At 49.4% G+C, this 12,230-nt stretch carries 15 protein-coding genes and 3 pseudogenes; 16 read left to right on the top strand and 2 right to left on the bottom strand.

Translation table 11 applies throughout. From position 1 onward, the window contains the following. Nucleotides 1-8: 8 nt before the first annotated feature. From ACXIZX_RS23445 to ACXIZX_RS23415, 7 genes and pseudogenes are all read left to right on the top strand, one after another. Nucleotides 9-602 (top strand): annotated as a pseudogene (locus ACXIZX_RS23445) (NAD(P)H-dependent oxidoreductase). Next, nucleotides 599-814: a hypothetical protein gene (locus ACXIZX_RS23440; protein WP_479405189.1), complete on the top strand. Its 216-nt coding sequence runs from the start codon at nucleotides 599-601 to the stop codon at nucleotides 812-814. The pseudogene ACXIZX_RS23445 and the gene ACXIZX_RS23440 overlap by 4 nt, the downstream one beginning before the upstream one ends. Beyond that, complete coding sequence (locus ACXIZX_RS23435; RefSeq protein ID WP_479405188.1) at nucleotides 795-2,981, top strand: VENN motif pre-toxin domain-containing protein; 2,187 nt, start codon at nucleotides 795-797, stop codon at nucleotides 2,979-2,981. The genes ACXIZX_RS23440 and ACXIZX_RS23435 overlap by 20 nt, the downstream gene beginning before the upstream one ends. After that, nucleotides 2,978-3,274 carry a barstar family protein gene (locus tag ACXIZX_RS23430; protein ID WP_179452547.1) on the top strand — a complete coding sequence of 99 codons (297 nt, stop codon included), beginning with the start codon at nucleotides 2,978-2,980 and terminating at the stop codon, nucleotides 3,272-3,274. Before ACXIZX_RS23435 ends, ACXIZX_RS23430 begins: the two co-directional genes overlap by 4 nt. Nucleotides 3,275-3,404: 130 nt before the next feature. After that, nucleotides 3,405-6,011 carry a hemagglutinin repeat-containing protein gene (locus tag ACXIZX_RS23425; protein WP_479405187.1) on the top strand — a complete coding sequence of 869 codons (2,607 nt, stop codon included), beginning with the start codon at nucleotides 3,405-3,407 and terminating at the stop codon, nucleotides 6,009-6,011. Then, nucleotides 5,926-6,240, top strand: a complete 315-nt coding sequence (locus tag ACXIZX_RS23420; RefSeq protein ID WP_353620994.1) for an EndoU domain-containing protein — start codon at nucleotides 5,926-5,928, stop codon at nucleotides 6,238-6,240. The genes ACXIZX_RS23425 and ACXIZX_RS23420 overlap by 86 nt, the downstream gene beginning before the upstream one ends. Nucleotides 6,241-6,253: 13 nt before the next feature. Beyond that, a complete protein-coding gene (locus tag ACXIZX_RS23415; RefSeq protein WP_179452548.1) occupies nucleotides 6,254-6,508 on the top strand; it encodes a MafI family immunity protein in 255 nt (84 codons plus the stop codon). 377 nt (nucleotides 6,509-6,885) lie between these two features. On the opposite strand, the pseudogene ACXIZX_RS23410 reads toward ACXIZX_RS23415, so the two are convergent. Then, nucleotides 6,886-7,487, bottom strand: a pseudogene (locus ACXIZX_RS23410) (tyrosine-type recombinase/integrase); the annotation flags it as partial. Nucleotides 7,488-7,495: 8 nt separating this feature from the next. On the opposite strand from ACXIZX_RS23410, the pseudogene ACXIZX_RS23405 reads away from it, so the two are divergent. The 6 genes and pseudogenes from ACXIZX_RS23405 to ACXIZX_RS23380 all read left to right on the top strand — a co-directional run. After that, a pseudogene (locus ACXIZX_RS23405) lies at nucleotides 7,496-7,711 on the top strand (hypothetical protein); the annotation flags it as partial. Continuing rightward, nucleotides 7,650-7,901 (top strand): RNase A-like domain-containing protein, encoded by a 252-nt coding sequence (locus ACXIZX_RS23400; protein ID WP_479405390.1) that lies wholly within the window; start codon nucleotides 7,650-7,652, stop codon nucleotides 7,899-7,901. The pseudogene ACXIZX_RS23405 and the gene ACXIZX_RS23400, both read left to right, overlap by 62 nt. After that, nucleotides 7,898-8,194, top strand: a complete 297-nt coding sequence (locus ACXIZX_RS23395) for a contact-dependent growth inhibition system immunity protein (protein WP_353620993.1) — start codon at nucleotides 7,898-7,900, stop codon at nucleotides 8,192-8,194. The genes ACXIZX_RS23400 and ACXIZX_RS23395 overlap by 4 nt, the downstream gene beginning before the upstream one ends. A gap of 482 nt (nucleotides 8,195-8,676) precedes the next feature. After that, complete coding sequence (locus ACXIZX_RS23390) at nucleotides 8,677-8,952, top strand: type II toxin-antitoxin system ParD family antitoxin (RefSeq protein WP_008105709.1); 276 nt, start codon at nucleotides 8,677-8,679, stop codon at nucleotides 8,950-8,952. 2 nt (nucleotides 8,953-8,954) lie between these two features. Continuing rightward, nucleotides 8,955-9,269 (top strand): type II toxin-antitoxin system RelE/ParE family toxin, encoded by a 315-nt coding sequence (locus ACXIZX_RS23385; RefSeq protein WP_479405186.1) that lies wholly within the window; start codon nucleotides 8,955-8,957, stop codon nucleotides 9,267-9,269. A gap of 1,083 nt (nucleotides 9,270-10,352) precedes the next feature. Further along, a complete protein-coding gene (locus ACXIZX_RS23380) occupies nucleotides 10,353-10,700 on the top strand; it encodes an immunity 8 family protein (protein ID WP_179452552.1) in 348 nt (115 codons plus the stop codon). Nucleotides 10,701-10,906: 206 nt separating this feature from the next. Here ACXIZX_RS23380 and ACXIZX_RS23375 read toward each other — a convergent pair whose 3' ends face one another. After that, on the bottom strand, nucleotides 10,907-11,218 hold the full coding sequence (locus ACXIZX_RS23375) for a hypothetical protein (protein WP_479405185.1): 312 nt from the start codon (nucleotides 11,216-11,218) through the stop codon (nucleotides 10,907-10,909). Here ACXIZX_RS23375 and ACXIZX_RS23370 point away from each other — a divergent pair. The 3 genes from ACXIZX_RS23370 to ACXIZX_RS23360 are packed head-to-tail and all read left to right on the top strand — an operon-like array spanning nucleotide 11,201 to nucleotide 12,219. Further along, nucleotides 11,201-11,710, top strand: a complete 510-nt coding sequence (locus tag ACXIZX_RS23370; protein ID WP_479405184.1) for a VENN motif pre-toxin domain-containing protein — start codon at nucleotides 11,201-11,203, stop codon at nucleotides 11,708-11,710. The genes ACXIZX_RS23375 and ACXIZX_RS23370 overlap by 18 nt on opposite strands. A gap of 3 nt (nucleotides 11,711-11,713) precedes the next feature. Further along, nucleotides 11,714-11,917 (top strand): polymorphic toxin type 50 domain-containing protein, encoded by a 204-nt coding sequence (locus ACXIZX_RS23365; RefSeq protein WP_479405183.1) that lies wholly within the window; start codon nucleotides 11,714-11,716, stop codon nucleotides 11,915-11,917. A gap of 14 nt (nucleotides 11,918-11,931) precedes the next feature. Next, a complete protein-coding gene (locus ACXIZX_RS23360; protein WP_179452556.1) occupies nucleotides 11,932-12,219 on the top strand; it encodes a MafI2 family immunity protein in 288 nt (95 codons plus the stop codon). The last annotated feature ends 11 nt before the right edge of the window (nucleotides 12,220-12,230 follow it).

The raw sequence follows: 12,230 nt of genomic DNA, 5'->3' as shown, positions 1-12,230 counted from the left end.
TTGTCGCTATGCATGCTCTGATCGTTACTGCTCATCCGGACCAACATTCACACACGCACCACATCGTTTCGCAGGTGGCACAAGGTATTGCTGCTTGCGGCCACAGCTATGAAATTGCCGATCTGGCGGCGGAGCAGTTCGATCCGCGCTTCAATCAAGCCGATTTTGAACAGTTCAAAAGTGTCGCACCGTCGCCCACCGACGCCGTAGCGGAGCAGCAGCGGCTGGATCGAACAGATGCGCTGGTGCTGGTCTACCTGATTTACTGGTGGTCGTTTCCGGGGCAGCTCAAAGGCTGGATCGATCGCGTATTTACCTAAGGTTGGGCGTAGATGTTGACGGCCAAACCGTGGTGAAAAAGCTCGGCTATTTGCAGGTGCATTTGCTGGCGCTGGGCGCGGCGAGTCATCGCACCTATGTGCGTCGCGGCTATTTTCAGCAGCATGCGCACGCAGATCGATGAGGGGATTTTTGGCTACTGTAGCGCGCCGGTGGTGACCAGCGAATAACTGCTGCCAACCGATGAAAATTATCCCGACGCACACTTCGCGCTGGCACATCAACACGGACAGCGACTTTTCAGCGTGAAGGAACCGGCATGAATCAACCCACTCGGCAGCGCATGACGCATCAGGCACGTCGTCAACAACTGATAGGCGTGGCGTGGAATCTGGTGCGCGAGCAGGGAAGCGATGCGCTGACGTTAGGACGCGTGGCGGAAGAAGCGAGCGTCAGTAAACACCGGCATCGGCGTGCAGGCCAGCGGCTTGGAGAACGGCAACAGAACCGAATACGTGAACAGCCGCGTCAATGATAAAGATAACCTGACGCTGACCAGCCAGCAGGACCGCGCCAGCTACGACAGCAAGCAAAGTTCCACGGGTTTCAGCGCCAGCATCTGCGTGCCACCTATCTGTGCCGGCGTACCGGTGCAGGGCAGCGCCAGCATGAGCGGCAGCAAAATCTATAACGATTACGCCTCCGTGCAGCAGCAGAGCGGTATCACTGCGGGTGACAATGGCTACAACATTTTTGTCGGCAACCACACACAGCTGGACGGCGCGATCATCGCTTCATCCGCAACGCCGGACAAAAACCACCTCAGCACCGGGACGCTCGGCTGGACCAATATTGAAAACCACGCCAACTCGGGCGGCAATGGCTACAGCATGGCGGTCAGTGGCAGCGTGGGCGCTCCTACTGCGCCGGAATCCGGTAGCTTTATTTCAAAATTACCGAACGGTGGGCTGTCGCAGCAGTCGGGTAACAATCCTATGCCTGTAGCGACACTGGAGCAGACTAAAGATCGCGCGAGTTCAACCACCTACAGCGCCATCTCGGCAGGGACGATTGAGATCCGTAATCCTGATGCTCAAAAGCAGGATGTGTCGCAAATCAGCCGTGATACCGCCTCTGCGGAGAATGCGCTGAAGGATAAGTTTGATGCGCAAAAGGCCGAGGACAGTATGGCCGTGCAGCGTGAAATGGCCGTGCTGGGTCAGCAGGTCATTCAGCAGACGTTCGACTACCTCAAGCTCCAGGCGAAGCAGCAGGAGCGCGACAAGCTTAAGAACGATAAAGCGTTCAATGAAATGACGACACTGGAGCAGGAGAAATATCTCAGCGAGCGTGACAAAGAGGTCGAAAAACAATATGGCATCGGTTCGGACCTGCAAATAGCGGCGCAGGCCATCAGCGGCGTGTTTGCCGGTCTCGCGGGTGGAAACGTCAGCGGCGCAGTAGCGGCCGGGGCAGCACCGTTGCTGGCGAAGATGGTGAAAGTGGTGTCTGAAGGCAATGAGCCAATGCGCGTGATTCTGCACACTCTCGCATCAGGTTTAATTGCCAAAGCACAGGGCGGCAGCGCAACAGGCGGAGCTGCCGGAGGATTAGTCGCCGGTGTAATGAGTTCAAGTGACAAGCTGAGCCAGATGTTCTTTGGCAAATCTGTTTCTGAACTCTCTGAAGATGAAAAAATGCTGGTCGCCAACATCGTTACTCTGGCGGGTGCAGTGGCTGGAGGCGCGGTTGATGGGCGGGTTGGTGTTGTAAGTGGTGCATCAGCGGGTAGGACGGAAGTTGAGAATAACTATCTTAGCGACAAACAAAAGACTCAGAGGGAGAAAGAACTTGAAGAGTGCCAGGGCCAAATTTGCCTTGTTCAGGTTGGAGTAAAATGGACTGCTATTAGTTTAGGTCAGGATGGAAGCTTTGCTGCTGGGATGATAGCCGGTGTCCCTGTGAGTTTATATGACACTATAAAGAGTGTTGTTAAAACGGCTAGTAGCCCAGTTGAAACCTACGAGGCACTAAAAACGCTATTTAATAGCGATGATCTGCTAGGTAACATCGCGGATGCTGTCAAGCAGTCCTATATTGAACGCATTGACCAATTGGTAATGGAATATCAAAAAGCTGGAGCTAGCGGTTCGTTTAATGCGGGAGTTGAAGGTGGTAAGCTAGTTGCGGATATAGCCGGGCTGCTTGCTGGCGGTGGTGGTATCGCTAAAGTCACTGGCAGTGTAACGGAAAAAATCGTAGCGAAAGTAGCCGGCCATGCTGAGTTGATTGCAGCGAAAGCTAGCAATGAAGCTCACAATGCGGCGAAATATGCTGCTCTAAAGCTAGATTTAAAAACGACTGAAGCAGCGAATGATCTTGTGGATAGTTTACGAAACACAGGAAAACTACCTGATAATTATGTAAACAAATCTCAAGCTATTGAAAATGGCTGGAAGGCAGGTAAAGCTTTAAATAACACATCCCCCGGGAAGCAGATTGGAGGGGATATATTTGAAAACTCGAACAATTTATTACCTTCTGTACAGGGAAGAGTATGGCGCGAAGCAGATATTGGCATAGATAATACGATGTCAAGAGGCAATCAAGCAGGGACAAGATTGTTGTATTCAGACGACGGGTTGCTATACATCACGACAGACCATTATGAAACAGCCACATCTATAGGTAAGTGGAAATGAGTAAAAACGATGTAGTTTTAGATGGGTTAAAGATATTTAGCGAATCAGATGTACACCGGTATTTAGCCGATTTACTGGACTTCGGTCCTTATTATGGTTCAAATTTAGACGCTTTATGGGATCGTTTAAGTACAGATGTGGAAAGACCAGTAAAAATAACATGGGTGCATTCGGAATTATCAAAGCAACGTCTTGGGGATAGATTTGATAAAATCATCCAAATATTCGAGCGGACAAAAAAACAAGACATTGATTTTTCATGGGATGATAAGTTTGATTACGTGCTGGAGTAATTATTGATCTCAGCCTTATGGCTGATATTTAATGGGGGCAATCGAGGATATCCTGCGTTAAATCGAAGATTAACAAACTGACATTACTAACCGATCGCTGTACCCGATACTAGGTGCAGGTAATCGGGACGTGACGACTTCGCTGGACAGCAGTAAAGCCAGCAGCGACAGCAAATCCACCCAGTACGGCGTGACGGTGCAAATGTCAGGCTATGGCGTGAGCCTCGCACAGGCAGCAGATAAGGTTGTGGATTCGCACAAGAACAGCAGCGATCCGCGCCTGCAGGCAATTTATGCAGCGCAGGCGGCGATGACCGCGCTTTCGGCATACACGCAGAGCAGTGCGGCGGTAAAAGTCACCGTCAGCGCCACGGCCGGCAGCAGTCACCAGTCGATGGAGCAGAACAGCAGCGAACAGAGCGGCACCGTTCTTAAGTCCGGCGGTGATACTTCTCTGACTGCAAAGCAGGATATTACCGGCCAGGGTGCAAAAATCAGTGGCGACAATGTCTCACTCAGCGCAGGCCGCGATATCGCACTAAGCAGCAGTGAGGACAACAACAGCCAGAAATCCAGCAGCGGTGGCAGCCACTACGGCGTAGGCGTCGGGTTTGGTCTCGGCGGCAGCCAGAACGGCTTCTCAATTGAGCTGGCCGCCAGCCAGAGCAGCGCTAAAGGCAACGGCAGCAGCGTTACCCACCATAACAGCGAAGTGACGGCAGCGGGCGACCTGACGGTGAAAGCGGGTCAGGACGTCACACTCAACGGTGCCAACCTGAACGGCAACCACGTGGACCTGGATGCAGGCCGTAACCTTGAGATTGCCAGCCAGCAGGACCGCGCCAGCTACGACAGCAAGCAAAGTTCCACGGGTTTCAGCGCCAGCATCTGCGTGCCGCCTATCTGTGCCGGCGTACCGGTGCAGGGCAGCGCCGGCATGAGCGGCAGCAAAATCTATAACGATTACGCCTCCGTGCAGCAGCAGAGCGGTATCACTGCGGGTGACAATGGCTACAACATTTTTGTCGGCAACCACACACAGCTGGACGGCGCAATCATCGCTTCATCCGCAACGCCGGACAAAAACCACCTCAGCACCGGGACGCTCGGCTGGACCAATATTGAAAACCACGCCAACTCGGGCGGCAATGGCTACAGCATGGCGGTCAGTGGCAGCGTGGGCGCTCCTACTGCGCCGGAATCCGGTAGCTTTATTTCAAAATTACCGAACGGTGGGCTGTCGCAGCAGTCGGGTAACAATCCTATGCCTGTAGCGACACTGGAGCAGACTAAAGATCGCGCGAGTTCAACCACCTACAGCGCCATCTCGGCAGGGACGATTGAGATCCGTAATCCTGATGTTCAAAAGCAGGATGTGTCGCAAATCAGCCGTGATACCCCCTCTGCGGAGAATGCGCTGAAGGATAAGTTTGATGCGCAAAAGGCCGAGGACAGTATGGCCGTGCAGCGTGAAATGGCCGTGCTGGGTCAGCAGGTCATTCAGCAGACGTTCGACTACCTCAAGCTCCAGGCGAAGCAGCAGGAGCGCGACAAGCTTAAGAACGATAAAGCGTTCAATGAAATGACGACACTGGAGCAGGAGAAATATCTCAGCGAGCGTGACAAAGAGGTCGAAAAACAATATGGCATCGGTTCGGACCTGCAAATAGCGGCGCAGGCCATCAGCGGCGTGTTTGCCGGTCTCGCGGGTGGAAACGTCAGCGGCGCAGTAGCGGCCGGGGCAGCACCGTTGCTGGCGAAGATGGTGAAAGTGGTGTCTGAAGGCAATGAGCCAATGCGCGTGATTCTGCACACTCTCGCATCAGGTTTAATTGCCAAAGCACAGGGCGGCAGCGCAACAGGCGGAGCTGCCGGAGGATTAGTCGCCGGTGTAATGAGTTCAAGTGACAAGCTGAGCCAGATGTTCTTTGGCAAATCTGTTTCTGAACTCTCTGAAGATGAAAAAATGCTGGTCGCCAACATCGTTACTCTGGCGGGAGCAGCGGCTGGAGGCGCGGTTGATGGGCGGGTTGGTGTTGTAAGTGGAGCATCGGCGGGTAGAACGGAAGTTGAAAATAACTATCTGAGTGTGTCGGAAAAATCAGAACTTGAAATAGCGAAGCAAAAACTTAAAAACAGCCGAGACCCGGCAGAGCGTGAGCAAGCTGAGAAAGATATTACCCGATTAGCGGAACTCAATTTTTCAAGGGATGAGAACGTGATAGCGGTTTGTAGCAATGGTCAGGCGGCAAGTGCGGGTTGTGCTAGCGCTAGGTTGAAGGCTTATGCTGTGAAGGTTGAGTACGAAAGCACCGGCAACTATAACTCGAAAGCCAGCCAGATGTATGCCGATGCTTACGGCGAGATAGTAAACCTGCTGAACATCACCAGCGTTGATGCGCAAAATCAGCAGCAGGTGAAAGATGCGATGGTGAACTATGTCATGGGGTATCTCCATACTGATAAAGCCGCGGCATCTGCATACATTGAAACCTATGATGGGATGAAGCTAGTTATTGCATCTGTCGCGCCAGTGCTGGGTGCTGCTGCTGCCGGAAAACTAAACGGATTAATCGCTGAAAGTTCAATCAACCTGGCAAATCAGAAATATGTTGATATCCTTTCGCCTGAAGCTAAGCAGCATATTTTATATGGAGATGGGCCGACTAGCGGGGGGCATTTATACCCCCGGAAATCCAGGAAAAACAGTATTTCCACAAGATTGGACAGCCGATAAGGTTGTACATGAAATAGGTGATATTGCTACTTCACCGGACACTGTCTGGTATGCCCAAACTGGTACTGGTGGTAAATATACCAGTAAAGGGGACCCTGCTAAGTGGGTTGCATACGAAGAGCGAGATGGAGTACGTATTCGTGTCGTCTACCAACCCGCTAATGGTAAAATAATAACTGCATTCCCAGATAGTAACCCAATGCCACCATACAAACCGGCAAAACAATAGAGGTAAATTAGGGATGTTTGCTGATCGAATAACTAACTTTGGACGCAAGCTTGATGACAAGTTAGACCAGGAGCTTTTAAAAGGTGCTTTGGATTATATAAATTTTAATGAGGAGCCCTTGGCTTTGGAGATTCTCTGTGATCATATATGTGAGTATGACGTAGCACTCAATCAAGCAGAGTATGACGAAGTGATAGCGCTTGCAAAAGACATGGGGTTAGATGTGAATGATGTTCCATTTAGGCATATGAAACAGTTGGTTGTATGATAAAAACCCCGGTCACCAAACCGGGGTTTTACCTTATCACCCAGCAGTTGTCAGCTAAGTGTTCATCTCTACCAACCTCGGGATCTCCACGATTTTTCGGCCAACCTGAACCCATGTGCCATCATTCAGTGCACCTCCGGAGGATGGCCCGTTACGTTGTGGTTCCCCTGCTTTCGAACATAATGCACGGTTTAAAGTCGGTGGTAGGTCGCAGGCGCGTTAACTCCTGTCTTACCAAACGCTGAGCTATCGCAAGCTGCAGGATAATATTCCTTTATTTGTGGCAACGCTGAGGCAGAGTAAAGGTTGAACAGTTTCGATACTAAGATCAAAGCCACCGTATGCTTTTAATGTTGACTAACTGTAGACTTAAGTTCTTAGTTTTGAGCGTAATTATCCATGAAGTCGACCATAGCGCCGGAATGAGCGTCAACATGCCGGATATATCGCATTACCGTTTCTGGTTTCTTCCACGTACCTTCCTGCATAATTTGCGCAGTGCTATATTTTTTGTGGCCATATCGACCGCAGCGCCCACGCGAGTGCTGTGGCCTGACCATCCCCGATACCGATAACAATTTTTATTTGGCGGCGCATCCTGCCCGGAGCCAGCTTCACGCCATGCGCGGGCAAAAATATCCTCCATCGTGCGGGTAGACAAAGGCTTTAGAGTTAGGGCTGTCGCACAATTAGTTCGATGAACAGGACCGAAGATAAATGCATCAGGATTAGCAATCAGCCCTGATTTGTTTATCCACTAGGTCAACCTATGCAATAACAGATCTCCCAGCGCCTTTATCAGGCCTCCGGTCATCACAAGTTTTTGGTCCCGGCCACATCTAGAAAGATTCGGCCATCTTGCGTGAGAGAGATGCCGCACACGCAGATGTCCAAGTTCACTGACACGCAGCAACGTGGTATATGCCACATGCAGAAATGCCAAATCGCGGCTCTGCTCCATCTTGTTGGAGCCTGACCAGCAGCAGTCCCTATCTCATCACCGTAAACCCGAAATTAAACGGTCTGGGGCAGTTGGACGCCAGCCTGTTTGGTGACCTCAATCAGTTGCTGGGTAAACAGCCTGGCAGCGCACCACAGGAAAGCCGTCAGCAGTATACCGACGTGAATACTTTCCTTGGCGATGCGGCATTTGATACGCGTTACGTTAGCAACACCGTTCTTAACCAGACCGGCAGCCGCTATCCAAAGCTATCTATCTGGTAATCAAAAGGGATATTTGACACTTAACTACCAATCTTCCTCTGCGATTGGTATTAGTGTTACAAATGGCTCAACAAGTGTAGTTCAGGCAACAAATGCAAAAGTTGTTATTGGAAGAGATTCTTCTATGCCTGATGGGTATAAAATTATTACAGGATATCCAACACCGTGAATATTGAAGAAAAGTATCCATCATTGAATTATTTTTTAACAAGTTATTTCCATCAGGATTTTGATGTGCTGTTCGGTAGCGCTGATGAAACCATAGCAGCTTATCGAGTGACGGAAACAGCAGAAGAGCAGTCGAAGATGAAAACTGAAATAGAAAATCTGATTGTACTTGCTCTGCCAGAGGACAAATTGCAGGACATATTGCTTAATAAAATGGATTGTAACTATTACTACCCTAATGCATGGGACTCATCAGAATCGTGGCTGCAACACATTGCTGATCAGTTAAGCTAAAAAAATCCCGGCCACCGAGCCGGGATTTTACATTATCAGCCAGCTATCGCCAGCCGGATGATCATCTCTTCCGGCTGCGTGATCACCTCGATCTTCTGCCCGGTCTCAAACCCCAGCGCCGCCATCCATTACCCCTTCAGGGGGATGGCCGGTGGCTGCGTGAAGTTTCGGTAATCTCGCACATAACCTGCGTTGTAAAGCCGGTGACAGCTTGCGGGCGTATGACACCTCTGACTTCTGATGCAGTTCAGCCATAGTAACTCGCTCCTCTAGTCGTTGTGGCTAGCGGGTTGTCGACGTCTTACCACGTTCAGTCCGCGCCAAAAATTCTCTCTGTCAGCTGCCTATCTCCTACTGCTGCGCTTAAGCACGTTGTTGAGGTAATGCCTGACTAAAATCGAAGAAAACGAGGTAAAGATCACTGACAATGCCGAAAAAAGAAAGTAGGATTTAATCCTACTTAGCGGAGTGAAGGTGTTCCAATGAGAACAACACAGCAGATGAGTATCACGCTGCCGAATGAAATGGCGGCACAGGTGAAAGCACGCGTTGCCAGTGGCGAATATGCCTCAGAGAGTGAAGTTATCCGGGAAGGTCTGCGGGCGCTGATGGCTCGTGATAATGCGGTGGAACAATGGCTGCGGGAAAAGGTAGTACCGGCCTGGGAAGCACTGCAACGCGGTGAAACAGAAAGCCTCAGTGGTAACGATATCAGGGACAGACTGAAAGCCGAGCACAGGAAGGCAACCGGAGAGTAAAAATGGACTACAGGGTAGTATTCGCACCGGAAGCGGAAGAACAACTGGCGGAACTGTATCGATACATCGCAACGGCGGCGACACCGGAAACGGCTCTGAGCTATACGGAAGGCGTTATCAGTTACTGTGAGTCTCTGGAGCGTTTTCCGCATCGGGGAAATCGCCGGGACGATATCCTGCCAGGGCTGAGAGTTACGAACTATCGCAAGAGAACAATCATCGCCTTTATGGTCCGAGATAAGACAGTGAGTGTTCTGGGTGTATGGCACGGCGGGCAGGATTACGAAAATGATCTGCTTAGCGATGAAGCGGACTGAGTGTCAGGGGCGCAGTAATGGGTTCGTCGGCTCTTTATAAGCATGCTGTGTTCTATCCTGGGGTAGAGAGCCTTTGCATGGAGTGAGCAATCGTCTATTGCCAGGCGAATTATCATCTGCCCGGTTCGGTTTTGGTCAGGGTGAGCAAACACAAAATCGGTAACGGGTGCATCAGGTGAAGGGCAGCAGCAATCACAGCGGCAGCACTGATGTAATGCACGGCGGCCGATTATTCATAACATTGGCAAAAAGCGCATCGGGGCAAAAAACTCTGCTCCCGGAAACGCACCGACAAAAATGCGCTGCAAACTGCTGACTGCACAGGGAAAAGCGGTGAACGTCGGCTGACTCCGCAACGGAAGATATTGTTGTTGAGAATAATACGCTGACTCTTAAGCAGAACCAGTCACGCGCTCACGAAATGACACAGTGCAGGGGCAATTCTGACTGTGAAAAGAACGTGATTGAAAAGTATAAAAAGCTAAATGCAGAGCAGCATCAGAGTGTTATTGGATGCACAGGCGCTCTGGATTGTGTCAACAAAGCTAATGAAGTTAGCCAATTAATGACGGATTATGCCAATCGCATAAACGAGTTAATGGCAAGCTAAGTGCAGAAGAACAGTACGAACTTTCAATCCTTCAGGTTACTTCAATTCAGCTGGAAGCGGATAGGTTGGCTGCTATTCACAATGCATTGATGTCGGGGGACTCTCCAGAAGCGAAGCAGCTTGCTATAAACTCTCAAAGTGTTATCTGACTCTGTTGTTGTAGGATGTAAGGGGACTGTTGTTATGGTATATACAGACCCAACACTGGGCTATTAAGTAGAGTTTATGGATGCGAATGGTGAAACGTTATATGTTTTAACCGTGTATCCAGATGACATCCAATTGTTGGAGTAATATTATACTTTTATAAAGTAAATCCCGGCCAACTAAATGGGATTTATTTTAAGAACGAGTTTCTACAGCTTAACGTCATTTTAACTTGAGCACACTTGAGCTTGTTGTAATTAGACCCGACGACTGGAGATAGGAGTAAGATTGGTAATGGTCATCTTGATATAGAATAGGAAATAAAAATGAAGGCTATTTTGAAAAGTATTTCAAATGACGATTTTGAATTGGATAATTTTCATCCGGAAAATGAGCAGTGTTTTTCTCTCCGGTTGTTATTGCGTATTGGAGGTGAAGATAGCTCTGGGGCAGACAACTTTGATCTCCGTATATGCACCCCGGAATGGCTCTGCAAGCACCTCTGGCTTCCGGAACTGATACGGCATACGCTTCTGGTACGTAAATACGATCTGGATGAAATTAAAAAAAACATCACAGGCTACATCGATCGGTGTGAAGGCAATGACTGGATGGAGATAGCACAAAAGCTCTCTCACTTTTTTGCTTGGGAATATGAAGACTATCAGTCTTAAATAAAATATCTCGAGGAATCGCGTCAAGATCGTTTTACCAGCCACTTACTCATTAGTAAACCGGATGCTCAAAAGCAGGACGTGTCGCAAATCAGCCGTGATACCGCCTCTGCGGAGAATGCGCTGAAGGATAAGTTTGATGCGGAAAAGGCCGAGGACAGTACAGCCGTACAGCGTGAAATGGCCGTGCTGGGACAGCAGGTCATTCAGCAGACTTCGACTACCTTAAGCTCCAGGCGAAGCAGCAGGAGCGCGACAAGCTTAAGAACGATAAAACGTTCAATGAAATGACCGCACAGGAGCAAGAGAAATATCTCAGCGATCGTGACAAAGAGGTCGAAAAGCAATACGGCATCGGTTAGGACCTGCAGATAGCGGCGCAGGCCATCAGCGGCGTATTTGCCGGTCTCGCGGGTGGAAACTTCAGCGGCGCAGCAGCGGCCGGGGCAGCGCCGTTGCTGGCGAAAATGGTGAAAGTGGTGTCTGAAGGCAATGAGCCTATGCGCGTGATTCTGCACACTCTCGCATCAGGTTTAATTGCCAAAGCGCAGGGCGGCAGCGCAACAGGCGGAGCTGCCGGAGGATTAGTCGCCGGTGTAATGAATTCAAGTGACAAGCTGAGCCAGATGTTCTTTGGCAAATCTGTTTCTGAACTCTCTGAAGATGAAAAAATGCTGGTCGTCAACATCGTTACTCTGGCGGGAGCAGCGGCTGGAGGCGCAGTTGATGGACGGGTTGGTGTTGTAAGTGGCGCGTCTGCGGGTAGGACGGAAGTGGAGAATAATGCACTGAGTGATGGCAAGAAACCCTCTGTGAATAGTTACTCGATCAACCCGATGAGACCGAATGTGCTTGACGGAGACGGAGATCCACTTAAGGCTGGAGGCGGTGGAATAGCCAAAACATCCATCCACAAAGGGCAGCAAAAGAAGCATGTTCCCGGCACAAATGAATATAAAATCGCATCTGAAGCAGGGTTGAATAAAAGTATAATTACTGTTCCCGCATAGTCATTGCTTCCAAAGTTAGGAACAGGGCAGCAAGTTAGCAATCTCCCTGTAGGGAGTCCGGGTTCAAAGGAAAGAATTAATTATGGGCAGAATATTGGTAATTATATCGATCCACAGACAGGTGTGTCGGCTCCAAAGACTAATGAAATAGTCCATTATGGAAAGAATGGTGTTCATATTTTTCCAGCAAGACCAGCAGAAAAGTAATGAAGGGTTAGTATATGAAAAGTAATGATTATTTTAAGTTATCTATTCAAAGGGCTTTACTTGGAAATATAACTAAAAATATCAGAGCAATATCGGCATTATTGGAAGGTGATAGCATTACTTTAAAATTTTTTTATGATGGAATAATTAGTGAAGATGATGAAGAAAATGCTTCTATAGTACAAACCGAAATTATTGCTGATCTTGATGATAGTTCAGTTGTTCATACAGTTGTCACAAGGCTGGATTATCCTGAGCCAATAAAATCCAGCGGCTTTTTACTTTATCTTAGAAAAGAATAAAAAAGTAATCC

It is taken from the genome of Candidatus Pantoea symbiotica (assembly GCF_056491525.1).
Note: the sequence above shows the minus strand (reverse complement) of the source record. Positions and strands in the feature narration are given on the sequence as shown.

Coding starts and splice junctions, on each gene's coding strand:
- ACXIZX_RS23440 (WP_479405189.1), top strand. CDS start 599: ATGAATCAACCCACTCGGCAGCGCATGACGCATCAGGCACGTCGTCAA.
- ACXIZX_RS23430 (WP_179452547.1), top strand. CDS start 2,978: ATGAGTAAAAACGATGTAGTTTTAGATGGGTTAAAGATATTTAGCGAA.
- ACXIZX_RS23420 (WP_353620994.1), top strand. CDS start 5,926: ATGGAGATGGGCCGACTAGCGGGGGGCATTTATACCCCCGGAAATCCA.
- ACXIZX_RS23415 (WP_179452548.1), top strand. CDS start 6,254: ATGTTTGCTGATCGAATAACTAACTTTGGACGCAAGCTTGATGACAAG.
- ACXIZX_RS23400 (WP_479405390.1), top strand. CDS start 7,650: ATGCGGCATTTGATACGCGTTACGTTAGCAACACCGTTCTTAACCAGA.
- ACXIZX_RS23390 (WP_008105709.1), top strand. CDS start 8,677: ATGAGAACAACACAGCAGATGAGTATCACGCTGCCGAATGAAATGGCG.
- ACXIZX_RS23385 (WP_479405186.1), top strand. CDS start 8,955: ATGGACTACAGGGTAGTATTCGCACCGGAAGCGGAAGAACAACTGGCG.
- ACXIZX_RS23380 (WP_179452552.1), top strand. CDS start 10,353: ATGAAGGCTATTTTGAAAAGTATTTCAAATGACGATTTTGAATTGGAT.
- ACXIZX_RS23370 (WP_479405184.1), top strand. CDS start 11,201: ATGCGCGTGATTCTGCACACTCTCGCATCAGGTTTAATTGCCAAAGCG.
- ACXIZX_RS23360 (WP_179452556.1), top strand. CDS start 11,932: ATGAAAAGTAATGATTATTTTAAGTTATCTATTCAAAGGGCTTTACTT.